The sequence below is a fragment of the Micromonospora sediminimaris genome, from assembly GCF_016863575.1.
Lineage (GTDB): Bacteria > Actinomycetota > Actinomycetes > Mycobacteriales > Micromonosporaceae > Micromonospora > Micromonospora sediminimaris.
Map to the genome: position 1 here is coordinate 1 of NZ_BOPD01000049.1, position 22,801 is coordinate 22,801.

A 22,801-nucleotide genomic window follows, 5' to 3' on the forward strand; every position below is an offset into this window, starting at 1 on the left:
TCCGGGTCGGCGGCCCGGGCGGCCCGGAACGCGGCCTCGATCCAGTCGTTGCCGGTGCGCTGCAGGTTCGAGTTACGGCGTGCGCCGCTGTTGCCGTCCTCGAACGCCTCGTTGACCACGTCCCAAGAGTCGATCTTGCCGCGGTAGTAGGACGCGACCCGGGTGACATGGTTGAGCATGGCCGACCGCAGCGCCGAGCCTTCCATCTGCTGCATCCAGCCAGGCTGCTGCGAGTGCCAGGCCAGGGTGTGACCCCGGACCTTCCAGCCCCGGGAGAGGGCGTGGTTGACGATCCGGTCCGCGTTGCCGAACGTGAAGTTGTTCTGCTGCGGCTCGGTCGCGTCGATCTTCATTTCGTTCTCGGGCGTGACGCTGTTGAACTCGCGGTTCAGGATCGTCGTGTACGCGCCGTCGCTGAGCTTGTTCGCCGCTACCGCGGCACCGAAGTACCGGCCGGACTGCCCCGCAGCCGCAGCCAGGGTGGTCTCGGCGGCGTGGGCGAGGCTGGGCAGCAACGATACGACGAGGGCCGCAACTATCGCGGCACTTCCGGAGACAGAGAGCGTTCGAAGTCGACGCCCGGAGGGACGGGTCCGGGAGATCATGCTGATCCTCCAGTGATGGGATACGAAACTCGGTCGCTGTGTGGTGGCAGGCTCCGCTCGGACGGCGGGCAACCACGATGCTGAGACCGCCGGCCGGAGCCGGGACTCACGTCCGACGACCGCCCGGAGGCGAGTCGGCTCTGGTCGCCTGACCAGTAGGTGGTGGGTGCGATGAGTTGGCCAGGTCGGCCGCCGGGGTGATGGCGGACGTTGGGCCTGAGGTGGTGGATGTGGTGACCTGGCAGGTGGTGGGGGCCTGGTGTGCTAGTGCGGTGCCTCCAAGGGGCTGGGCGGCATGTTAGCGATCACATCGATCGATGGCTCTCAGGCTGGCAGATAAATCCATGGTTTTCAACCGGTAGTTTCGGTGGTCGACCGGTAGTTTTTCGGCCGTTGATCGGTGCCGAGGCGGTGCCGCCAGCCACGACGCTTCGAAGGGCTGACGGCCGCCACTCGGTCCTAGGACGTCGGGTACGACCGGCGGTGGGCGAGGTGGAGCAGGTCGTCGACGCTCCATTGATCATCGGCATGGTGGCCGTACTTGTGGGCGAGGACGCGGCCATCGGTGCCGATGAGGAAGTCGGCGGGCAGGCCGAGGGCACTTTCCCCGCGCCCAGGGGGTGCGGCCTTGCCGGTGGCTACCCCACGCAGGGCTGCGATCCAGGTTCGTGGGTGCAGCACCGCCCACGGGGAGGTGTCGACGCCGAAGCGGACGTAGAGGCGACGGTCTGGATCGGCGACGGTGGCGAACGGCAGGTCGCCCTGGTACGGCTGCATGGCGGCGACGGTGGAGTGGAAGACGACGACCTCGCGGATGCCAGCGGCGACGATCTCGTCATGTCGTCGGGTGATGGATCGCAGGTGCAGGTTGCAGATGGGGCAGCCGGCGAAGCGGCGGAATTGCAGGTGGACCAGGTGATCCGGGTCGGGAATCTGGACCGGTTCCCCGGTTATGGTGGTGAGGTCGAGCCGGGCCAGGAGCTGTCCGTTGTGGATTTTTCCCATGACGACGGTGTCGTCTCCTTCGTCGCTTACGCGGGTTGAGCGAGGCGGGGCCAGGGGTAACCGGCGGCCCCGGCTTCGCTGAGGGATGCGCGGACGGCGTTCCGCCAGTCCTCGCGCGGGGTGTAGCCGAGTGTGCGAGCGGCGTGGTCGGAGGGGCAGTCCCAGTCCTCGGAGACGTGCACGAGAGAGCGGGTCAGGAAGGGTTCGGAGCCGGGCAGGACGGGGTGCAACTTCTCCATCAGCCAGGCGAAGGCGTAGCCGGCGGCGTACGGGACGCTGAACCAGGGGCGCGGGGAGCCGGTCTCGTCGGCGATGAACTGGATGACTTCGCGGGCGGTGGGCGAGGTCGGGCCGCAGATGTTGAACGATTCATAGTCGTCGAGCCCGTCGGCGGTCGCAGCCAGCGCGAACGCCTCCCCCAGGTCGCTGCCGCCGACGAGTGCGAGCCGAGCCCGTCCCCCGGCGAGCCAGGGCACGAGGCGGGTGCGAAGCCGGGGTACGAGAGCCGGCACCATACCGAGGGCGTTGCCGGCGCCGACGAAGTGCCCGAGGCGCATGGTGACCATCTGCGTGCCACGATCGCTGCGGCGGCGCATGTGGTCGTCGAGGTCGATGAGTCGGTCGAGGTGGGGCCAGAAACCGGTGCGGCGGGTCGGGGTGAAGTCGTCGATCGGGCCGCCGTCGGCGGGGCGCGCGGCCATCGCGATCGTGCTGGTCTGGACGAAGCGGCGGACGCCCCGGTCGATCGCCTGGTCGATGAGGTCCCGATTGGGCTCGAAGAACTGGCGGCGCTCCAGCTCGGCGTGGCCCCAGAAGGCACCCCAGGTGCCGGCGTGGCAGACGACGTCCACGTTGTCGACGACCGCTCTGCGGTACTCGGGGTCGCGCAGGTCGCCGACCCGCGTCTCGCCGGAGAAGGCCGCGGGAAGCCGATCGGGCGTGCGGCAGGCGGCGATGAGGGTGACATCGGGCCGCGCGGCCAGCGCGGCGAGGATGTTGCGGCCGAGGAATCCGGTGGCGCCGGTGACCAGGACTCGCGTGGTACGCGGTTGTTGGCTCATGCCGTCGCCTCGGTCGGGCTGCCGGCCGACCTCGGCCGGATCGGCAGGGCGATGTCCATCCTGACCGACGCCAGGACACCGGTCGGGTCGGGCTGTGAAACAGTCACGGTTGCTCCTTGCGGTAGCCGAGGGGATTACAGGTTTTCGATCCAGGCGGTAAGCCTGGAGGTCTCCCGGTTGACGTAGTCGGGGTCGCCGAGGCTGTGGGCGATCAGCGACACGCCCTGCAACGCGGAAAGCAGGTGCAGGGCCAGGTCGGCCGCGTCGGCGTCCCGACCGAGCACGCGGAACTGCTCCTCCAGCCAGCCCAGCAACTCGGTGAAGATGGCGCCGGTCTGCTCGGCCAGGGGGCCGCCGACCTTGTTCAGCTCGGCGCAGAGGGTGCCGACCGGGCAGCCGCTGCGGGCCAGCGCCGCGCGGTTGTCGACCGTCATCTGCACGAACGCCACCAGTCGTGACCGCGCATCACCGCTCTGGGTCCACTGCTTACGCAGCGTGGCGTAGTGCCCAGCGTGTTGGGCGACGAGAGCTTCGCCGATGGCGTCCTTGGTCTTGAAGTAGTAGTAGACGTTGCCCAGCGGCACCTCGGCCGCGCCGGCGATGTCCGCCAGCGTGGTGCGCGCGAATCCCTGCTCATGCACGATCCGGACGGCGGCGTCGATCAGCCGGCTGCGTTTGTCGGGTTGACGATTCACCAACCTCTCCCTTAACTCAGTTAGTTAGCTAACTTACTGAGCGAAGGGAGAGAGGGTCAAGCGTCTGTCGGGTCAGGACGGTGCGATCACCGTGCCGTCGTCGTCGCGTACGGCGATCGCCTCGACCGGGCATGACTCCGCAGCGTCGATCACCGCCTCGTTCTCCTCGACGGTGGCCGATACCGGGGCGGCCAGTCCCGACTCCATCCGGAAGTGGGCCGGTGCCATGCCCACGCAGCTGCCCGAACCGATGCAGCGATCGGTGTCGACCTCGATCCGCCAGCCGGTGCTCACCAGGTCACCGGCATCCGCGCCAGACCTCGGACGATCATCCCGCTTTTCCAGGTCAACTCCGACTCGGGCACGGCGATCCGCAGCTCGGGCAACCGAGCCACCAGGGTGCCGATCCCGACCTGTAGCTCCATCCGGGCGAGCTGGGCGCCCAGGCAGTGGTGGACACCGTGCCCGAATCCGATGTGCGGGTTTGTCGCGCGGCCGAGATCGAGTCGATCGGGGTCGACGAACACGGTCTCGTCCCGGTTCGCCGACGAGAGAGAGCCGATCACCGGCTCCCCGGCCCGCACCAGCACCCCGCCGACCTCGACGTCCTCGGTGGCGTACCGCGCGAACGCGGACGCCACCCCGAGCGGGACGTACCGCATCAGCTCCTCGATCGCGGTCGGTAACCGGGCCGGCTCGGCCCGCAGCCAAGCCAGCTGGTCCGGGTGGGTGAGTAGGACGTACGCAAAGTTGGGCAGTTGGGTGACGGTGGTCTCGTGGCCGGCGGCGAGCAGCCCAGCGGCAAGCTGCACGACCTCCTGCTCGGTGAACCGGTCCTGGTGCTCGTCGCGCGCCCGCACCATCGCGCAGATCAGGTCGTCGGTGGGCTCCCGGCGCCGTTGCTGGACGAGTTCGCCGATGTAGCCGTACAGGTTGTCGAGGTAATCGTGAATCTGCTCGGGCGACAGCGAGGTGGTCGAGACGATCGCCTCCGACCAGACGTGGAACAGGTGCCGGTCGGCGAACGGCACCCCGAGCAGCTCGCAGATCACCTGGATCGGCAGCGGAGTGGCGAAGTGCTCGACCAGATCGGCCGGTGGCCCGGCCGTCACCATGGCGTCGACCAGTTCGTCGGCGATCTGCCGGGTCCGGGGCCGGAGCTGCTCGACCCGACGCGCGGTGAAAGCCTTGGCGACCAGTCGCCGTAGCCGGGTGTGCTCCGGCGGATCCATGGACAGGATGCCGCCCTCGATCTGCCTCGGGGTGAGTCGCGGCTCGTCCCGGCCGACGCTGGCCGCCCGACTGAATCTTGCGTCACCGAGGACCATCCGCACGTCGGCGTACCGGGTGGCGAGCCAGGCCGCCTCGCCGAACGGCAGGCGCACCCGGGTGAGCGGTTCGACCCGCCGCAACTCGGCGTAGAGGGGGTCGAGGTTGAGTCGGTCGGGAGGGCTGAACGGGTACGGCCGCGCGGTGACCCCGGTGACGTCTGGCATTGGTCAACCCCCAAAGCAGACCGAATCACCCGCAAACCAGCCGGATGATCGACTCATCGTGACGTATCGATGGCTGATGGTAGTGGAGTATGGGGATCCGTACCAGTGGGCCGACTCGGAAGACCAGTCGACCGGCGTCGTCCACCCAGCCTCGCCGGCCTGCCGCGTGCCCACTAGCCTGCGTGTGCATGGAGGCCGAGGAGCGCCTTGAACTGGCCGTCGATCCGGCCCGGCCGACCGGGCGCACGCTGCTGGCCGGCGGTGTCGAGCAGTCGTACGTGGATGTCGTCGATCCCACGTACCTGCACTTCGAGTACGTCCGCCGGATGGCCGCCGTGATCGACCTCGCCGCGCCGGCCGGTGATCCACTGGACGTGCTGCATCTCGGCGGCGGTGCGCTGACGCTGCCGCGCTTTGTCGCCGCGACTCGGCCCGGCTCGGCGCAACTGGTGGTGGAGCGGGATCCCGCTGTGGTCGAGTTGGTGGCACGCGCCCTGCCGCCGCGTCCGGTCGGCGTCGAGCTCCACGTCGCAGATGCTCAGGAGGCGGTTGCCGCCGCGCCCGCCGGGGCGTACGACCTGGTGCTCGCCGACATCTACCGGGCGGCCCGGATGCCGCCGCACGTGGCCACCGTGGCCTTCGCCGCCCAGGTGGCTCGGGTGCTGCGGCCGGACGGCATCTACCTGCTCAATGTCACCGACCTGCCGCCGCTGTCCTTCACCCGGGTGCAGGCGGCCAACCTGCGGTCGGTCTTCGCCGACGTCTGCGTGGTCGCCGACCGGCGGATGTTGCGCGGCCGGCGGTACGGCAACGTGGTGCTCGCCGCGGCGGCGCGCCCGCGCCGACTGCCCGTTGCCCGCCTGGTGGTACGGGCGCTGCGCGATCAGCTGCCCGGCGGCGTGCTGCACGGGCCGGCCCTCGACACGTTCATCGCCGGCGCCCGGCCGTATTCCGATACCGCGCCTTGAGCCGCGATCCCGGTACCGCCGTCGACATCGCACCAGCCCTGTGCTGACGCCCGGTCGCCCTGCTGAGCCCTGCCGGCCGGTTTCACCCCTGTCTGGCGGGTATTCAGGCGCACCGTCGAGGCCGGCGGTGAACATCGTCACGGAGTGAGGGAGCGCAGCGTCATGCCCGATTCTCAGCCCACTGTCGTCCTCGTGCACGGCGCGTTCGCCGAGTCGGCGAGTTGGAACGGCGTGATCGAGCGGCTCGGCGCTGGCTACGACGTGGTGGCGGCCGCCAATCCGCTGCGGGGCGTCGCGGGCGACGCCGCGTACGTGCGAGACGTGATACGGGGGATCGGCGGGCCGGTCATTCTGGTCGGCCACTCGTACGGCGGGATGGTGATCACGCAGGCTGCCGCTGACGAGGCATCGGTGCGCGCCCTCGTGTACGTCAACGCATTCGCGCCGGAAACCGGTGAGTCGGCCTTGTCGCTGTCCGGCAAGTTCCCGGGCAGCACGCTCGCCGGCACGCTGGTGCAGTACCCGGTGTCGACCGGCGGCAACGAGGTGGCGATCGGCCAGGATGCCTACCACGCGCAGTTCGCCGCCGATGTGCCGCCCGACCTTGCCGCGCTCATGGCCCGGACCCAGCGGCCGATCACCGAACAGGCCCTGGGCGACGGGCTCTCCGGAGCCCCCGCCTGGCGATCGCTGCCCAGCTGGTTCATCTTCGGGGACGCCGACCGGAACATCCCGGTCGCCGCGCACCGATTCATGGCCGAGCGGGCCGAACCACGGGGCCAGCGGGAGATCGTCGGCGGCTCGCACGCGATGGCGGTGTCCCAGCCGAGCGAGATCGCCGAGACGATAATCGAGGCGGTCCGCGGGTCGTGAGCCCGCCCTTAGCTTGATCCTCAACCTGTGCGGAGGTCACAGTAGCAACGGGCCGTTGCGCGATGCCGTATGCGCCAGATGTGCGGGGATTGTGCGGGCGCCGCCGTAAGGTTCGGCGGTCCGGATTTCCTATCCGAGTGCCCGCCTGCGACGCACCATCTGGAGGATCTGTCCCTCATGCCCAAAACCATCGCGGCTGCCGCGACGGCGTTGACCGTTCTCGCGACCGGTCTCGCCGTGGCCGGAGTCGTCGGGCCAGCCCGGCCGGCGAAGGCGGCGCTCAGTGACGTCCCGGCGGACTGCAGTGCCTTCACTGCGGCGTACCGCTCCGACGGGCAGCGCCTCAGCTACGGCTACTCGGGCGGCGAGACCAGCACCAAGGCCTACACCGACGACGTTCTCGGCTGGGTGCCGTCGGCGCATCAGCAGCTCGGCGCCGCCGGTGACGACACCATCTTCCGCAGCACCGAGTACGCCGTCCACCCGACCGACGGCTGGCTCTACCTGGTGCGACGCCAGGGTGAGCTGGTCGACGGCGAGTGGCGAGTCACGGCGAAGAGTGCCACCCGCCTCAAGAGCGGGTTCGCCGACACCCGCATCCTGGCGACGGCGTCCCCGTACCTGTACCGGGTGGCGGGCACGTCGCTCTACCGCTACACCGAGACCTACGTGGATGGTGAGTTCACGCTCTCCGCGCCGGTGAAGCTCGCCAGCACCGGCTGGAACACCGTAAACACCCTGGTCTACGAGCGCAGCGGGGGCACGGGCAACGCTGCGGTGGATGTCCTGATCGGCACCAAGACCAACGGACAACTGAAGGAGTGGCGTGTCAACCGGGCCACCCCGAAGACGATCACCTCGAAGGTGCTGCGGTCGGTTGGTTGGGCGCCCTTCACCAGCCTCAGCACGGGCTACTGTGCGGAGCACCCCAACGGTCGGCCGCTGCTCGGGATCAAGGCCAACGGGTCGGTCTCCGTGCACTTCGACGCCAACAAGACCGACAGCGACGGCACGGACATCAAGGGCGGTCCGATCGGTTCGCTCGGCTGGACCGAGAAGGCCTACGGCCAGTAAGCGGTGATCCTCCGCGAGCCCGTCCGATGCGCGGCTGCGCTCGGGCGGGCTCGTCCGGGGTCAGGTGCCGATGAACCTGACGCCGGTGCGTACGGGGCGCGGTCGCGGGTACCCGGCGCACATGGCGCGGTACACGAAGCCCGAGCTGCGCGAACAGCTCAAGGAAGAGATCAAGGCGTCCGACCGGGGCGGCCGACCGGGGCAGTGGTCGGCGCGCAAGTCGCAGCTGCTCACCAAGGAGTACCAGAAGCGCGGCGGCGGCTATCAGGGCCCGAAGGACGAGCGGCAGAAGTCCCTGCAGCAATGGGGGGACCAGAAGTGGCGGACCAGGCAGGGCGGCACGCGAGCGCGACACGACGGCGAAACCGACCGTTACCTGCCTGACCAGGCTTGGAACCAGCTCTCCGCGGAGCAGCGACGCGAGACCGACGTGAAGAAGCGGAAGGCGTCGAAGTCCGGCAAGCAGTACGTCGCCAACACCGGCCCGGCCAAGCGCGCGCGTCGAAGCGCCGCGTCGTCCGTGTCGCTCACCGACCTGCCGGTCGCCGAGGCGACCCGGCACGTTCGCGACCTCGACACCGGTCAGCTCAGGGCGGCGCTACGCGAGGAATGCGCAGGCAAGGGCCGCAAGACGCTCATCCAACGCCTACAGTCGGCCCTCGACCGCCGCTGACCAAGCCAACAGCAGATACGCGGGGTCCGGTTCGGAACCGGCCAGGGGGTATCGCGGACGCCGGAGGCGGGTACTGTCGGTGTTGGCGGACAGTCGTCCGCGACCGGGAGGCCGCCTGTCAGGCTGGTAACGAACGTCGGAGGTCACGACGTCCCCGGCGGTTCATCTCGCGCAGCACCTGCGCTCCGCTCTCCAAAGAAGGATCTGCATGGCATCGAAGGGCAAGCCCGGTTCGGCGCTGTTTCTCGCCGTACCCACCCTCGACGAGTCCGACGTTTCGGGCGCTCGTGTCGATGGCAGCGAAGAAGCGATGCGGCGGCTCCGCCACCCGTTCGCAGTAGGCTCGCCCGCGGCTCGGGGGCGCACGGAAAGCGCGGGCGAGCGCCCGGAGTAGCGCCGCCGATGGCATGTCGGGCATCACCGCGGGTACGCGCGGGGTGTGGCTGTGATCAGCGACTACGCGCTGCTCGGCGACTGTCAGGGCAGCGCGCTGGTCTCCTCGGACGGGTCGGTGGACTGGTGGTGTCCGCCCAGATTCGATGCGCCTAGCGTCTTCGCGCGTCTGCTCGGCGCTACCGGTGGCCACTGGTCGATCCGGCCGGCCGGACCGTACACGACTGTCCGGCAGTACCTGGACGGGACGATGGTGCTCCGTACGGAGTTCCACACCCAGGACGGTGTCCTGCGTCTCACGGACGCCCTCGGTCTCGGCTTCGGTGAACGAGGTCACGGGATCGGCTTCACGTCCCCCCACGTCCTGCTGCGGCAACTCGAGACGATCTCCGGCACGGTGGAGGTCGTGATCGAGGTCGCGGCCCGGCCGGAGTACGGGCTGACAAGTCCCTCGATCGCCGAGGTGCCGGCGGGGATCGAGATATCCGGGGGAGCCGACCGCCTGGTCCTGACCGGCGATCGTGAGCTGGACATCGACGGCCCAGTGGTGACCGGACGATTCACGCTGGCCGAGGGGGACAGCGCGCTGCTCGCGCTGCACCACCGCCGCGCCGCCGACGAGCAGATCGTGCCACTGGACGGCCGTGCCGCCCTACGTGACACCATCGAGGCCTGGCAGTCGTGGGATCGCATCCACCAGGGCTACCAGGGCCCCTACCGCGAGCAGGTCCGGCGTAGCGCCCTGGTGTTGCAGGCGTTGACCTACCAGCCGACCGGTGCCGTGGTCGCCGCGGCCACCACCTCGCTGCCGGAGGAGGTCGGCGGCACGGCGAACTGGGACTACCGGTTCGCCTGGCTACGCGACGGCAGCTTCACGCTCAAGGCGCTGTGGGTCGCCGCCTGCCCCGACGAGGCGCGCAGGTTCTTCGACTGGATGGCCGCGTCGATGGGGTCGGTCAGCGGGGACGACCACGTACCGATCATGTTCGGCGCTGCCGGCGAGCGTGATCTGACCGAGCACACCCTGGAACACCTGGCGGGCCACCGCGGCAGCCGGCCGGTGCGGATCGGCAACGACGCCTGGCAGCAGAAGCAGCTCGACGTTCTCGGTGAGGTGCTGGAATGCGCGTGGGTCCTGCGGGACCAGATCGCGGACCTGTCGCCCGCTGCCGTGGACCTGCTTCGGTCACTGGCCGACCGGGCCGCCGACACGTGGCGGCAGCCGGATGCCGGCATCTGGGAAGGGCGCGAGGGCGAGCGGCACTACCTGACCTCGAAGCTGGCGTGCTGGGTGGCCCTGGACCGGGCCGTCAAACTGGCGCGGGATCTCAACGCCGAGGCGGCGATCCCCCGGTGGTCCAAGGCCAGGGAGGAGGTACGCGCGGCAATCCTCGACGAGGGTTGGCACGCGGCGAGCGGGGCCTTCACCGGCGCGTTCGGGTCCGACCATCTCGATGCCAGCGTGCTCGGCATGCCGATCCTCGGGTTCCTGCCCGGCGACGACGAGCGGGTCCTCGCCACGGTGCGGGCCATCGAACGCGACCTGACCCGGGACGGTCTTGTGCAGCGCTGGACGGGAGCAGGAGATGAGGGTGCCTTCATCGTCTGCTCGTACTGGTTGGTCGAGGCGTTGGCGCTGGCCGGGCGGATCGACGCGGCCCGGCAGATCTTCGACAGCGTGACCGCCCGGGCAAACGATCTCGGCCTGCTGTCGGAGGAGATCGACCACAGCGACGGTAGCCAGATCGGGAACTTCCCCCAGGCGTTGTCCCACATCGGCTTGATCAACGCCGCCTGGGTCATCGACCAGGTGGAGACCGGGATCGCACGGTAGGGACGCACCGCGGCCGGACGGCGGCACGGAACACCGTGCGCCGGCTGCCATCCCGCTCGGTTAGGGCCGGGGCAGGCGGGTAAGCCGCGACCGGCAGTGAGGGAGGGAGTTCTGATGACCGGACGGCTGGCGGGCAGGACCGCTTTGATCACCGGCTCGGACTCGGGAATCGGACAGGCCACCGCGATCGAGTTCGGCCGCGAGGGTGCTGACGTCGTGGTGCACTACCTGCACGATCACGCGGGCGCGAACCACACGAAGGCCGAGATCGAGAAGGCTGGTCGGCGGGCCGTCGTGGTCCAGGGCGACATCAGCGTCGAGCATCAGGTTGAGGCGATGTTCGACGAGGCCCTTGCGGAGTTCGACCGGCTGGACATCCTGATGAACGATGCGGGCGTGGACGCCTCCGGTATCCCGGTTGCCGACCTGGACACCGAGACCTGGGACCGGGCGATCCGGACCAACCTGTACGGGATGTTCTTCTGCTGTCGGCGCTTCATTCGGCACCGCCGCGACCAGGGCGGACACGGCAAAATAATCAACATCACCTCGGTACACCAGGAGGTGGCCCGGGCCGGCGGCTCGGACTATGACGCCAGCAAGGGCGGCATGCTCGAACTGGCCAAGAGCATCGCCCTGGAGGTCGCTCCGATGCACATGAACGTCAACAACATCGGGCCGGGCATGGTGCTCACCCCGTTCAACCAGCAAGCCATCGACGACCCGAAGTTCCTGGAGGAACAGGTGCAGTCGATCCCGTGGAAGCGGGCCGCGCAGCCGGAGGAGATCGCCAAGCTCGCCGTCTTCCTGGCCAGCGACGACGCCGACTACGTGACCGGCTCGACGTACTTCATGGACGGCGGCCTGATGCAGAACCAGGGGCAGGGCGCGTAGCCGTCACGGCCGGTTCACCCACGGCCGGCGAGCTGATGAGCCAGGGGGTGATGCAGGCTGTTGAGGTGAACGCCCAGGAGCCCGCCGACGAGGTCCGAATTCCCCGGGCTCAGATCGGTTCCAGTCCGCAACATCTGCTGACCACCCTGCTCGGCGAGTATCTCGACTCCTCGGATGCCGATCTGCCGTCGACGGCGGTCATCGCGATGCTGCGTGAGTTCGGGGTGAGCGAGGCCAGTGCCCGGGCGGCGTTGTCCCGGCTGGTCAAGCGCGGTCTCATCGCGACGCGAGGCAACGGACGACCACCGGTCTATCACCTCACCTCGCAGGCGATCGCCAAGCATCGCTCCCGGATGCAGCACTTCCTGAACTTCGGTGCCCAGCCGCCACGGTGGACCGGTGAATGGGTGATGGTCTCCTTCTCGATTCCAAGCTCCGGCCAGGCGGCTCGCCACGCAGTGCGCAGGTCGTTGAGCGCACTGCGGTTCGTGGGCCTGTACGACAGCGTGTGGATCCGGCCCGGACGCGAGGCCGGGCCGGTGCGGGAGACGCTCAACGAACTGCTGCACTCCGTCGGGGACGCCCGGTGGTCGATCATGCACGTACGCTTCGACGAGGAGTCCGGGCCCCACGGCCCGGCCTCCGCGTACGACCTGACCGCACTCGCCGCTGCCTACACGGCTTTCATCGAGCAGTACGCGGAGCTGCGAGCAGCCGCGCGTAACGGTGAGGTGGACGCCGCCCGGGCGCTGGTCGCCCGAACCTCCGCCATGGATTCCTGGCGGAAGTTCCCGGACATCGATCCGGATCTGCCGAACCATCTGCTGCCCACGCCCTGGCCTCGCCAGCAGGCCAGAGACACGTTTCTCGACATCCATTCCGCGCTCGGGGCGCTCGCCCAGGCGCGTCTGGTCCAGGTGGCGACGCCGTACTGGCCGGACGCCGCCTCGTGGATCACACACTTCCAGGCCTCGCGCGACCCCATCCGGCCGGAGCCGACCGGTGGAAGTACGGCAGCTCACCCCCTGCGGGGCTGACGGCGACCGGGGTCCGGGTGACGAGGCCGAACATTGACACTTTTCGTTGCGGGAGTGATAGTAACTGCACACAGCTCCCATCGGATTGCCTGTGGGGACCGCGGCCGGGCGGTCCGCGCGCGCATCGACCTGACCCGTGGCCAGCGCTGGTCACCGGGGTCGGGATGCGAATGAACCACCGCCACCACCACCGCAGGGAGCGCCCGTCCCGACATCCGCTGGAGGGTGCATGAGCAGGAGATCGAAGATCTACGCCGGCCTGGTAACCGCGATCGTCCCGGCCACCGCCGTGATCGTGGCGCTGGGCGCGTCACCGGCCGGTGCCGCGGTCGGTGGTTCCGGTCCCTATCCCGCCGATTACGAGACCTCGGCCAGCCTGGCCAATCACACCATCTTTCGGCCCCAGACACTGCCGGCCGAGCGCCTTCCCATCCTGGTCTGGGGCAACGGCGGTTGCTCCGCAAACGGCCTGTCGCAGGGCAACTTCCTCCGCGAGATCGCCTCCCACGGCTTCCTCGCCATCGCCAACGGCGCCCCGAACGGATCCGGCTCCACCACCTCCCAGATGCTCACCCAGTCCATCGACTGGGCCGTCGCCGAGAACTCCCGGCAGGGCAGCAAGTACTACGGCAAACTCGACACGTCCAAGGTCGCCGTGGCGGGCTTCTCCTGCGGAGGGTTGGAGGCCTACGCCGTCTCGAACGACCCCCGGGTCACCACGACCGGCATCTTCAGCAGCGGCTTGTTGAATGATGCCGACGACTATCAGCTCCGGAGACTGACCAAGCCGATCGCATACTTCATCGGCGGGCCCAGCGACATCGCCTACCCGAACGCCATTGACGACTGGGGCAAGCTGCCGGCCGGGCTGCCCGCCTTCATGGGCAACCTGAACGTCGGCCACGGCGGCACCTACGACCAGCCCAACGGAGGCGAGTTCGGGCGGGTGGCGGTGCTCTACCTCAAATGGCGGCTGAAGGGCGACACCACCGCCGGTACCAACTTCGTCGGGTCCAACTGCGGCCTGTGCCGCAGCCAGTGGAGCGTCCAGCAGAAGAACCTGACCCTCGACGGCGACCCGCCGCCCACCACTCCGCCGCCCACCACCCCACCGACCACCCCGCCCAGCAGTCCGCCGACCACCCCGCCGGGCGGGACCCCCGCCTGTACCGCCGTCTACGCGGTGCAGGACCAGTGGAACGGTGGATTCGTCGCCAACGTCAACGTCACGGCTGGAAGCACCGCACTCACCGGCTGGCGGGTCACCCTCAACCTGCCGAACGGAGCGTCGGTCAGCTCGATGTGGAACGGTGTGAACAGCGGCACCAGCGGCACCATCACCGTCACGAACCAGAGTTACAACGGACGACTGGCCGCCGGTCAGACCACCAGTTTCGGATTCCAGGGCACCGGTAACGGCAGCGGTGCCACCGCCACCTGCACGGGGAACTGAGCCCGGCAGACCAGTCAACTGGGCGGACCGGTGCCCTCGGCACCGGCCCGCCCAGTTGGCCTTCGGCCCATCTCGACGCTTTCGCGGCCTGATCCGTCCGACCCACGCCGGTCACCGCCCAGGTCTGGCCGCAGCCTGCTCAGAGACCGCGGGCCTGCCGGGCCAGCGACCTGCCGACGAGGGCGATCGAGACCAGGGCGGCTGCGGCGAGCAGCAGCAGGTACGGGAGCGCGGACGCGAAACCGTACAGCAGCGCCTCGCGTAGCGCGGTCACTCCGTACGTCACCGGGTTGATCGCGGCCAGCCAGCGTTGCGGCGTACCCATCGCATCGATCGGGTAGAACGACGGGCTGGCGAAGAGCAGCACCGGCGCAAGGACGTTGATCAGCACGGTGAACCGCTGAAAGTCCTGTACCAGGGTGGCCAGCAGCAGGTACAGCCCGTTGAAGGCGCATGCCGCGACCAGCGCGCCGCACAGCAGCGCGAACCACCTGTCGGCCGCCCAGCGTCCCTGAAACAGCAGCGCGGTCACCGCGAGCGCGGAGAGTGTCTGGGCGAGCACCAGCGCCGAACCAGCCAGCAGCTTGCCGAGCACGTACTGGCCTCGGGTCAGCGGATAGGACCACAGCTCCAGCGACATGCCGCTCATCCGTTCCTGGAAGAGCGCGGTCCCGGACGTGGTCGCGGCAGCGAGCAGGGACGAGAACATCAGCGCCGGTACCGCGAAGTCGGCGTACCCGATCTGCTGTCCCCGGTAGGTGACCGAGCCGATCAGGTCGGTCAGGGAGGTGGCGAACAACGTGATGTAGACCGCTGTCGGCACGATCGCCAACAACAGGTTGGTGCGGTTACGGGTGAGCAGCAGGAACTCGCGGCGCAGGGTCGCGGTCAGGCCGGTGCCGTGCCAGGCGGGTGCGGCCGGCCCAGTGGTCGTGGTCATCGGTTCGACACCTCCGCGCGGGTCAGGGCCAGGAACGCGTCCTCAAGCGAGGAACTGGTCAGCGCCACGCTCTCGATCGCCACCTGACGCTCGGTGAGCGCGGCGATCAGCGCGGGCAGCCGGCGGCGCAGGTCATCGCCGGTGAGCACGAAGAGTTCACCGCGGTACTCGGGGGCAAGCCCGGTGAGCCGGGCGCACTCGGCCACCGCCGCCCAGTCGTCCGGGGAGCCGGTACGCAGCTCGGCCGTGACCTGGCCCGCCTCGTCCTTGAGCTGCTCGGAACTGCCGTCGCGCAGGATCCTGCCGTGCTGCACGACCAGGATCCGCTCGCAGTTGCGCTCCAACTCGTCCATGTGGTGGCTGGTCCAAACCAACGTCAGGCCGTGCGTCCGGCGCAGGTCGTCGAGCAGGTCCCAGACCCGACGCCGGCCTTCCACATCGAGCCCGGCGGAAGGCTCGTCCAGCAACAGCAGCCGGGGCACCCGCAGCAGCGCGCGCACCACCTGGAGCCGGCGACGCTGACCACCGGAGAGCGTGAAGACCAGGTCGTCGCTCTTGCCGGCGAGGTCGAACTCGTCGAGCAACGCGGCGGCGCGGGTGCGCACCCGGCGCCAGCTCAGCCCGCGGAACCCGGCGGCGATCCGCAGGTTGTCCCGCACGGTGAGCATCATGTCGAAGGGGCCGCTCTGGTGGACCACGGCGAGGTCGCGCTGCGCCGCGCCGTCGGGGGCGGCACCGTGCACAAGTATCTGACCGGAGGTGGGCGGCGAGACACCGCAGACGAGCTTCAGCAGGGTGGTCTTCCCGGCGCCGTTCGGGCCGAGCAGCCCGATCGACTGCCCGGACGGCACGCTGAAGGTCATCCGGTCCACGGCCGGCGTCGACGCGCCCGGGTAGGTCTTGGTCAGGGCGGTCGCGGTCACTGCATCCTCGGTCACCGCACCGTCCCCTCGCTGTGGCCGAGCGTCTCGGCGACGGCCCGGACCGCGTCGTCCGGGCCCACGTCGGAGAGTGGGTCACCGGCGCGCACGTGCAGGTGGACCGCGTCCGGCGGCAGTACCGGCAGGCCACCGGGGTCGTACCCGGTCCGGCTGGCACCGCTGCGCCCGAACCGGATCCCGATCACCACGGTCAACGGACCGGGAGGGGCGCTGCGGAGGGCGGTGAGCGGTCGCACGGCGGCAGCCGACACCCCGGCGATCGTGCCGGTTACCGAGCGCAACGCGGCGGCGAGTTCGGCCGGCGCGATCTGGCGCAGGCGTACGCCAGGCGGCGCGACCGCCGCCCGGTCGCCGACCACCCACACGGTCGCTTCGGCGGCGGCTGCCGACGTCGACGCGGGCGGTGCCACCGGGTCGGGGACCCCGGTGACCCGGCCGAGCAACGCTGCCGCGGCGACCGGTGGGTCGAACAGCGGTTTGTTGTCGCCGGCCGTGATCAGGTGGTCGTCGCGTCGCTCGATCACCCGGTGCACGATGACGGTGTCCTGATGCCGGTACGCGACCACGTCGCCGGGCCGGATCTGCGGCCAGGCGGCCGGTTCGACAGTCACGACCGAGCCCGGGTCGATGGCTGGCCACATGCTCGAACCGGTCACCGGGATGCGAGCCGTCCGGCCGGCGGAAAGAGCATGTGCGATCAGGTCGGCGAACCCGGCGACGGCCGTCGTCATCGGCCCGCCTCCGCAGTCCGGCTGGGCCCGAGCATGCCCAGCTGGCCCAGCTCGGAGACGAACTCCCGGACGTCCCGGTCGATCTGCCGTCGGTCGTGCTCGTCCTGCGCGTCGAACTCGGTGGCCAGGTCACGCACCACGTCGTCGATCTGAGCACCGTTGGCGAGCTTGCGCCAGATCCGCGCGGCAGTCGCGTTCAAGGTCTGGAACTCTCCGGTACCAGGGTGGTAGATACGCACCTCGTCGTCGTTGTCCACCCACACCACTTCTGGATTCACGCTGAGCACGACGAAGCCCCCGTCCGGTTGGTCAGCACCGGCAGGGCCCGGCGGTGGACCGCGTCGGCGGGATCGGTGTCGGTGCGCCAGTCGTCGTACACCGGGTGCACCGTGCCGTCCCGGATCAGCCGGGGCACCGTCATGGTGGACTCGTTCTCCAGCAGGTCGACGCCGGTAAAACCGTTCGAGCGCCAGATGTTGGTGATCATCGAGTGTCGCAGGATCCGGCAGTGGTGCCGGCTGTTGCGGGTGATCGATCCGGATTCAGCCGCGTGGTACGCGCGGCAACCGCCGCCGCACGCGGCCCGGATGTAGCAGCGCCGGCAGTCGGCCAGGTTCTCGCCTTCGAACACGGTGTTGGTGCGCAGCTGGGACAGCGCCGGATTGGCGAACACGTCGGCCAGGCGCTGCGCGCGCACGTTGCCGGCCTTGTGCAGGGGACCGGTGACCAGCTTGCATGGGTAGACATCGCCGAGCGAGTTGATGTAGATCTCGGTGCCGCCGAGCCCGCAGTTGCCCCGGATCGAGCACGGTTTGACCGCCTTGGGGCCCTCGGTGAGGATCTTCTGCGCCACCGGGTTGGTCCAGGTGAACCGCTGCACGTCGCGATGGTGCTCCCAGGCGAAATGCACCCCGTCCTCGGCACCACGGCCGATGCCGGTGTGGTTCATCAGCCGTACGTTGCCGAAGTCGATGCCGTCCAGGAACGTCATGAGCTGGTCCAGGGCGCCGATGTTGTCCGGCGACACGACGTGGTTGATGTCGGGTCTGACGCCGGCGGCGTTGAGCAGCGCGAGCGCGTTGGCGGTGCGCGCGAAGGTGCCCTTGCCCCGGGTCCGCTCATGGACCTCCGCCACACCGCCGTCCAGGCTGACCGTGATCTTGCCAAAGGTGTCCGCCATCCGTCGGGCGGTCGCCTCGTCCGGGATGCGGGTGCCGTTGGTGATGCAGTTGACCCGCAACCCCCGCGATCGGGCGTGGTCGGCAACTGTGAAGAAGTCCGGGCGCAGCATCGGCTCGCCGCCGGTCAGGATGAGCAGTTCTGCGCCCATGTCGGCGATCTGGTCGACCAGGTCGAGCGACTCGTGCGGCTCCAACTCGCCGGGCAGCTTGCGGGTGGAGGAGGCGTAACAGTACGGGCACCGCAGGTTGCACCCGTCGGTGATCGCGTAATAGACCATGCGCAGCGCTGGCTCAGCCGGCCGAATCCGGGGTTGCTGCCCGGGGAGGTAGACCAGCCAGTTGAGGACCAGCGTCGCCAGCGCCCGCTCGGTCGTGGCCGGGTCGGCCGGGGACTCGACGCCGGACGCGAGCGCCCGGAGCACGTCAATTTCTCCGTCGCCGACGACCGCCCACGCGGCGATGCCGGGGTTCTCCACGAGATAGCGGTCCCGGCACTGAAAGTAAACGAGGTCGTCCGGGACGACCAGCTCTGACCACATCCCCGACAGCTGCATGACGGGATCCACCTTCCGCGTTCCGAGCGGGGGCCACGGCAGGCGTGGCCCCCGCCACCGATGTCGGGTGTTGTTAGTTGGCGTGCCCGGAACCCGCGCCGGCCAGCGCCCCGCAGGCGCAGGCGCAGCCGAGCTGCGCCGCGAACTCGGCCTTACGGATGCTGGGCTTCTCCCACTTGAGCATGTGGGCCCTCCTTTCGCTGCTGCGGCCGGGCAACGGGCCACTCCCGCGAGACGCCCCGACCACGCGCAGAGGGTTGCTCAGGGTGTCTATGCGGTTCCAGAGGGCAAAATTGACGTCTTGACAGGACAGTCGCACCGGGGAGACGGTGTCGCACGTGCGTCCCGAGATCTCGGTGTCCGTGATCGACGACGACCGGATGCTGCTGGACGGCATCAGGGCGTGGCTGGCCGAGGCCCCCGACCTGCGGCTGGTCTGCACCGCCGGGACCGTCGACGAGTTCTTCGCGGCTGAACCGGCTCCGGCCGACGTGGTCGTGCTGGATCTGCTGCTCGCGGACCGGACCGAGCCGGTCGAAAACGTGCGTCGGCTGGCCGTCCGTGATCGGCAGGTGCTGGTCGTCAGCGCTGTTCCGTACGTGACCCATGGCGTCGACGTGCTGCGGGCGGGCGCACTCGGCTACCTGACCAAGGACAATGACCTGCCCACCCTTGCCGCCGCGATCCGCGACGTCGCGCAGGGCCGGGTCGCCCATTCGCCGGAACTGGCGTACGCCTGGTCACAAGATTCCCGACCCGACCGGCCGAAACTGTCACCGCAGGAACAGGCCGTCCTGGTGGCGTACGCGTCCGGTATGACGCTGACCGCGGCGGCGCGGCGCGTCGGCGTCCAGCCGGCTACCGCCCGGCGGTACCTGGACCGGGTGAAGGCGAAGTACGCCGAAGCCGGCCGACCCACCTACACGAAGCTGGACCTGGCCAACCGTGCCCGGGAGGACGACCTGATCCGGTAGCCGGTCACCCGTCCCACACCAGTTCGACGCAGGTGCCGTCGCCGGGGTCGGAGAAGACCTGAGCTGAGCCACCGACCTCGCGCATCCGCTGCTTGATCGAGCGCCGCAGCCCGGAACCGGAGGTGGCACGATCGGGTGTGAAGCCCAGCCCACGGTCGACGATCCGTACGGTCAGCGTCCGGTCGGTCCAGTCCGCGGACACCCAGGCCCGCCCGGTCCCGGCATGCCGCGCGACGTTGTTCAGGGCTTCCCGGGTCGCGTCGCCGATCCCGTCGACAATCCGGTCGGGGATGTCGTCCGGCAGTTCCCCGATGAGCAGGTGCACCCGCAGGCCGAGCGCGTCGGCTGCCTCAGCCGCCTCGGTCAGCCGGGCGCCGAGCGAGGTGGTCTGCTCCGGGCGTTCCTCGGCGATCAGACGCCGCACATAGTCGGCATCGCGACCGCACCGGGCCCGGACCGCCTCGGTGCGATGGTCGAGACCGCCACGGGAGATCGCGGTGAGGGTGGCCAGCACCGTGTCGTGCAGGTGGCGGAACTGCCGGAGTCGTTCGGCGAACCGGGCCTGGCTGGCCGCAGCCGCGGTCTCGGCGGTGATCCGCCGGGCGGTGGCCGCGTCCACCGCGTCCGCCTGGGCGGCGAGGTAGCGGCGCATGAAATGCAGCAACAGGGCGAACCAGAGGCTGGAGTTGACGTGGTTGAGGAAGCCGGACTCCAGCGGTGGCAGCCCTCCGGTGCGCAGGGCGATCGCGGCGACGGCGGCCAGCACCAGCACCGCCAACGCGACGAGCATCCGGGACACGCTCAACACCGCACCGGCCAGAGCCGCGGTGCCGAGAGCGAATTTCGCCATCCAGTTGGCAGCGCTCAGCTCGAAGCCGTCCCGTAGGTTGGCGTTCGCCACGAAGAGCAGCACGCAGGTCACGGCGATGTCGACGACGACGTGTCGGATGGTGAACCAGCCGCGCCGCCAGACCGCGACGGCCAGGATGGCGTTCCAGGCCACCACCACAGTCACCATCGTCAGGTTGAGCGCCGGGCTACGGTAGTGGGTGGCGCCGGTGGAGCCCAGGCTCGACGCGGCGGGCAGCAGGTAGCTGGCGCGCTGGGCGAACAACAGTACGGCGACGAACCGGAGGGCCCGGTCGAGGCCGGGCAGCGTGGCCATGGCACGAGCGTCTATCCAGCCCTGCCGGGCCTCGACGAAACGCCGCCTCAGACGGCCGACGAGCCCGCGTACGGGCGCGGCGGCAGCGTCGGGGCCGGCACCTTCCCCACGGCTCACTGCCTCGCCGTCAAGGCGCGCGCCCGCTTCGTGGAGCGGTGTGGAGCGGCGACCGATGCTCATGCGAGAAATCTTCGATGAGCCGCAGAGGGCCTACAACGATCGACATTGTCGGGTGTCGGTCTGTCGATCGGGGTTTGACGTCAGGGCAGCCAGCCGGGCCGGACCAGACCGGCCTCGTACGCGAACACCACCAGCTGGGCGCGGTCCCGGGCACCCAGCTTGACCATCGCCCGGGACACGTGTGTCTTGGCGGTAGCCGGACTGACCACCAGCCGCGCGGCGATCTCGTCGTTGGACAGCCCGGTGCCGACCAGAGCCACCACCTCCCGTTCCCGTTCGGTCAGCTCGGCCAGCCGCCGAGGTGCGACAGGCGTGGCGGTACCGGCGGCGAACTGCTCGATCACCCGCCGGGTCACGCTCGGCGACAGCAGCCCGTCGCCGGCGGCCACCACCCGTACCCCCTGAATCAGCTCGGCCGGTTGGGTGTTCTTGACCAGGAACCCGGCGGCACCGGCGCGTAGCGCCTCTCCGACGTACTCGTCCAGCTCGAACGTGGTGAGCACGACGATCCGTACCTCGGACAGCTCCGGGTCGGCGGTGATCTGCCGGGTGGCGGCCAACCCGTCCACCCCGGGCATCCGGATGTCCATCAGGACCACGTCCGGAACGGTCTGCCGGGTCAGCCGGACCGCCTGCGCACCGTCGCCGGCCTCGGCGACGACGGTGATGTCCGGCTCCGCGTCCAGCAGCGCGCGAAAACCGGCCCGGACCAGCACCTGATCATCGACGAGCAGAACCCGGATCATGATGTCGCCTCCCGCGTCTGGTCACGCCCCAGCGGCAGGGTGGCGCGTACCCGCCAGCCGCCGCTGCCGTCCGGGGCTGGCCCGGCGGTCAGCTCACCGCCCAACGCGGCAGCTCGCTCCCGCATCCCCGTGATGCCGTTTCCCGCAGGTGCCGGCGCCGGCTGCCGCACACCGCCACCGTCGTCGTCGACCTCGACCACCAACGCATCCTGCCGATATCCGATGGTGACGGTGGCGGCGGCACCCGTCCCGGCGTGCCGGCGGATATTTGTCAACCCCTCCTGCACGATCCGGTACGCGGCCCGGTCCACGGCCGCGGGCAGCGGCTGGACCGTACCGTCGATCACGGTCCGGGTCGGCAGCGCGGCGTCTCCGGTCAGCTCGGCGAGCCGGTCCAGCCCGGGCGCGGGGGCTCGCGGGGCGGCCTCGCCGGTCGGGTAGAGCGTGTTGAGCACCGCCTGCACCTCGCGTAGCGCCTCCGCGCTGGACTGCGCTATCGCGTCGAGCGCCGCCCGGGCCTGCTCCGGGTCGCGATCCATCAGATGCAGACCGACGCCGGCCCTCATGTTGATCAGCGAGAGGTGGTGACCGAGTACGTCGTGCAGTTCGGCGGCGATCAGCAGCCGCTGCTCACTGGCTCGGCGGCGTTGCCGCTCCTCGGACAGCCGGCGTTGCTCCGCGATGCCGTTCTGGACCTCGGCGGCGACCAGGATGCCGATCTCGGTGACCAGGCCGGCACCGGCGATCAGCGCCAACGCCGTCAACGCCTGGTTCAGGGTGGCGCCACTGACCAGCACCCAGACTGCGTACGACCCGGCGGAGGCCGCCGCCACCAGCCACCGGTGGCCGGCGACCATGGCCACCGCCGCACCGATCATCGGTGCCAGCAAACTCACCCCGACCGGCCGATCCAGCAGGTGGTACGCCAGGGTGGCGGCGACGACGATCAGGAAGTTCCGCCGCGGGAACCGGTGCCGGTCGGCCAGCGCCAGCCCACTGAACACCAGCAGCACGTACCCGATGACCCCGACACTTGCATGCTGCCAGCCGGCGACGATCGCGGTGCCGACCGGCTGCGCGAGCGCGGTCAGCACCGCCAGGCCCGGCCCGGGCCGCGACTTCGGCCGCTCGCCGGGGAACGCCATGTCGGCAGCGGGGCTGGACCGGCTCATGCTCGCACTGTAGGCCGATCGGCGTCGACCTCGGCAGCCCCGACGGTGGCAGTGCGGCGTACTCCCCGGGGAGTAGCACGGCCCTCCCGCTGCCGCGCGGGGAGTAGCAACAGTGCCGCCGTCACACCGACGTATTGCCCGACCCGTGCCGACAGG

General features: G+C 69.8%; 24 protein-coding genes. 9 read left to right on the forward strand and 15 right to left on the reverse strand.

The features are described 5' to 3' along the window. The 6 genes from Vse01_RS27565 to Vse01_RS27590 form a co-directional block, all read right to left on the reverse strand. A partial coding sequence (locus Vse01_RS27565; protein WP_239104311.1) for an endo-1,4-beta-xylanase occupies window positions 1–605 on the reverse strand: 605 nt, incomplete at its 3' end. A gap of 459 nt (window positions 606–1,064) precedes the next feature. Continuing rightward, entirely contained in the window at window positions 1,065–1,610 is a 546-nt protein-coding gene (locus tag Vse01_RS27570; RefSeq protein WP_093411400.1) for a peroxiredoxin-like family protein, read from the reverse strand. A gap of 26 nt (window positions 1,611–1,636) precedes the next feature. After that, the gene (locus tag Vse01_RS27575; RefSeq protein WP_093411397.1) at window positions 1,637–2,671 is read right to left on the reverse strand and encodes an NAD-dependent epimerase/dehydratase family protein; all 1,035 of its coding nucleotides are present in this window, start codon (window positions 2,669–2,671) and stop codon (window positions 1,637–1,639) included. A 134-nt stretch (window positions 2,672–2,805) separates the two neighbouring features. Beyond that, entirely contained in the window at window positions 2,806–3,366 is a 561-nt protein-coding gene (locus Vse01_RS27580) for a TetR/AcrR family transcriptional regulator (RefSeq protein WP_198413273.1), read from the reverse strand. 72 nt (window positions 3,367–3,438) lie between these two features. Further along, a complete protein-coding gene (locus Vse01_RS27585) occupies window positions 3,439–3,660 on the reverse strand; it encodes a ferredoxin (RefSeq protein WP_093411391.1) in 222 nt (73 codons plus the stop codon). Then, window positions 3,657–4,862: a cytochrome P450 gene (locus Vse01_RS27590; RefSeq protein ID WP_093411388.1), complete on the reverse strand. Its 1,206-nt coding sequence runs from the start codon at window positions 4,860–4,862 to the stop codon at window positions 3,657–3,659. The genes Vse01_RS27585 and Vse01_RS27590 overlap by 4 nt, the downstream gene beginning before the upstream one ends. Before the next feature lie 188 nt (window positions 4,863–5,050). On the opposite strand from Vse01_RS27590, the gene Vse01_RS27595 reads away from it, so the two are divergent. From Vse01_RS27595 to Vse01_RS27630, 8 genes are all read left to right on the forward strand, one after another. Continuing rightward, on the forward strand, window positions 5,051–5,830 hold the full coding sequence (locus tag Vse01_RS27595) for a spermidine synthase (protein WP_093411386.1): 780 nt from the start codon (window positions 5,051–5,053) through the stop codon (window positions 5,828–5,830). Window positions 5,831–5,992: 162 nt separating this feature from the next. Further along, window positions 5,993–6,703 (forward strand): alpha/beta fold hydrolase, encoded by a 711-nt coding sequence (locus tag Vse01_RS27600; RefSeq protein WP_093411383.1) that lies wholly within the window; start codon window positions 5,993–5,995, stop codon window positions 6,701–6,703. Window positions 6,704–6,880: 177 nt separating this feature from the next. Then, window positions 6,881–7,777 (forward strand): hypothetical protein, encoded by an 897-nt coding sequence (locus Vse01_RS27605; RefSeq protein WP_093411381.1) that lies wholly within the window; start codon window positions 6,881–6,883, stop codon window positions 7,775–7,777. Between the two features lie 121 nt (window positions 7,778–7,898). Continuing rightward, entirely contained in the window at window positions 7,899–8,450 is a 552-nt protein-coding gene (locus Vse01_RS27610) for a hypothetical protein (protein ID WP_093411424.1), read from the forward strand. A gap of 439 nt (window positions 8,451–8,889) precedes the next feature. After that, window positions 8,890–10,677: a glycoside hydrolase family 15 protein gene (locus tag Vse01_RS27615; RefSeq protein ID WP_093411379.1), complete on the forward strand. Its 1,788-nt coding sequence runs from the start codon at window positions 8,890–8,892 to the stop codon at window positions 10,675–10,677. Between the two features lie 114 nt (window positions 10,678–10,791). Next, window positions 10,792–11,571, forward strand: a complete 780-nt coding sequence (locus Vse01_RS27620; RefSeq protein WP_093411377.1) for an SDR family oxidoreductase — start codon at window positions 10,792–10,794, stop codon at window positions 11,569–11,571. A 65-nt stretch (window positions 11,572–11,636) separates the two neighbouring features. Continuing rightward, on the forward strand, window positions 11,637–12,608 hold the full coding sequence (locus Vse01_RS27625) for a PaaX family transcriptional regulator (RefSeq protein WP_093411421.1): 972 nt from the start codon (window positions 11,637–11,639) through the stop codon (window positions 12,606–12,608). A gap of 229 nt (window positions 12,609–12,837) precedes the next feature. Continuing rightward, window positions 12,838–14,061, forward strand: a complete 1,224-nt coding sequence (locus Vse01_RS27630; RefSeq protein ID WP_093411374.1) for a cellulose binding domain-containing protein — start codon at window positions 12,838–12,840, stop codon at window positions 14,059–14,061. 139 nt (window positions 14,062–14,200) lie between these two features. Here Vse01_RS27630 and Vse01_RS27635 read toward each other — a convergent pair whose 3' ends face one another. From Vse01_RS27635 to stsA, 6 genes are all read right to left on the reverse strand, one after another. Beyond that, complete coding sequence (locus tag Vse01_RS27635; protein WP_093411372.1) at window positions 14,201–15,001, reverse strand: ABC transporter permease; 801 nt, start codon at window positions 14,999–15,001, stop codon at window positions 14,201–14,203. Continuing rightward, on the reverse strand, window positions 14,998–15,939 hold the full coding sequence (locus Vse01_RS27640; RefSeq protein WP_093411370.1) for an ABC transporter ATP-binding protein: 942 nt from the start codon (window positions 15,937–15,939) through the stop codon (window positions 14,998–15,000). Before Vse01_RS27640 ends, Vse01_RS27635 begins: the two co-directional genes overlap by 4 nt. Next, window positions 15,936–16,673 carry a signal peptidase I gene (locus Vse01_RS27645; protein ID WP_093411367.1) on the reverse strand — a complete coding sequence of 246 codons (738 nt, stop codon included), beginning with the start codon at window positions 16,671–16,673 and terminating at the stop codon, window positions 15,936–15,938. Before Vse01_RS27645 ends, Vse01_RS27640 begins: the two co-directional genes overlap by 4 nt. Beyond that, on the reverse strand, window positions 16,670–16,951 hold the full coding sequence (locus Vse01_RS27650; RefSeq protein WP_170863647.1) for a PqqD family protein: 282 nt from the start codon (window positions 16,949–16,951) through the stop codon (window positions 16,670–16,672). Before Vse01_RS27650 ends, Vse01_RS27645 begins: the two co-directional genes overlap by 4 nt. Beyond that, complete coding sequence (stsB, locus tag Vse01_RS27655) at window positions 16,948–18,408, reverse strand: StsB family radical SAM/SPASM domain sactipeptide maturase (protein ID WP_093411363.1); 1,461 nt, start codon at window positions 18,406–18,408, stop codon at window positions 16,948–16,950. The genes Vse01_RS27650 and stsB overlap by 4 nt, the downstream gene beginning before the upstream one ends. Window positions 18,409–18,481: 73 nt before the next feature. Further along, window positions 18,482–18,592 (reverse strand): StsA family sactipeptide RiPP, encoded by a 111-nt coding sequence (stsA, locus tag Vse01_RS29900; protein ID WP_348774953.1) that lies wholly within the window; start codon window positions 18,590–18,592, stop codon window positions 18,482–18,484. 154 nt (window positions 18,593–18,746) lie between these two features. Between stsA and Vse01_RS27660 the strand changes: the two genes are divergently transcribed. Beyond that, window positions 18,747–19,382: a response regulator transcription factor gene (locus Vse01_RS27660; protein WP_093411418.1), complete on the forward strand. Its 636-nt coding sequence runs from the start codon at window positions 18,747–18,749 to the stop codon at window positions 19,380–19,382. A gap of 4 nt (window positions 19,383–19,386) precedes the next feature. Here the strand turns inward: Vse01_RS27660 and Vse01_RS27665 are convergent, their stop codons facing one another. From Vse01_RS27665 to Vse01_RS27675, 3 genes are all read right to left on the reverse strand, one after another. Further along, window positions 19,387–20,547 carry a sensor histidine kinase gene (locus tag Vse01_RS27665; protein ID WP_093411361.1) on the reverse strand — a complete coding sequence of 387 codons (1,161 nt, stop codon included), beginning with the start codon at window positions 20,545–20,547 and terminating at the stop codon, window positions 19,387–19,389. 260 nt (window positions 20,548–20,807) lie between these two features. Continuing rightward, on the reverse strand, window positions 20,808–21,473 hold the full coding sequence (locus Vse01_RS27670) for a response regulator (RefSeq protein ID WP_093411358.1): 666 nt from the start codon (window positions 21,471–21,473) through the stop codon (window positions 20,808–20,810). Beyond that, a complete protein-coding gene (locus tag Vse01_RS27675) occupies window positions 21,470–22,645 on the reverse strand; it encodes a sensor histidine kinase (RefSeq protein ID WP_093411356.1) in 1,176 nt (391 codons plus the stop codon). Before Vse01_RS27675 ends, Vse01_RS27670 begins: the two co-directional genes overlap by 4 nt. Window positions 22,646–22,801 lie beyond the last annotated feature (156 nt).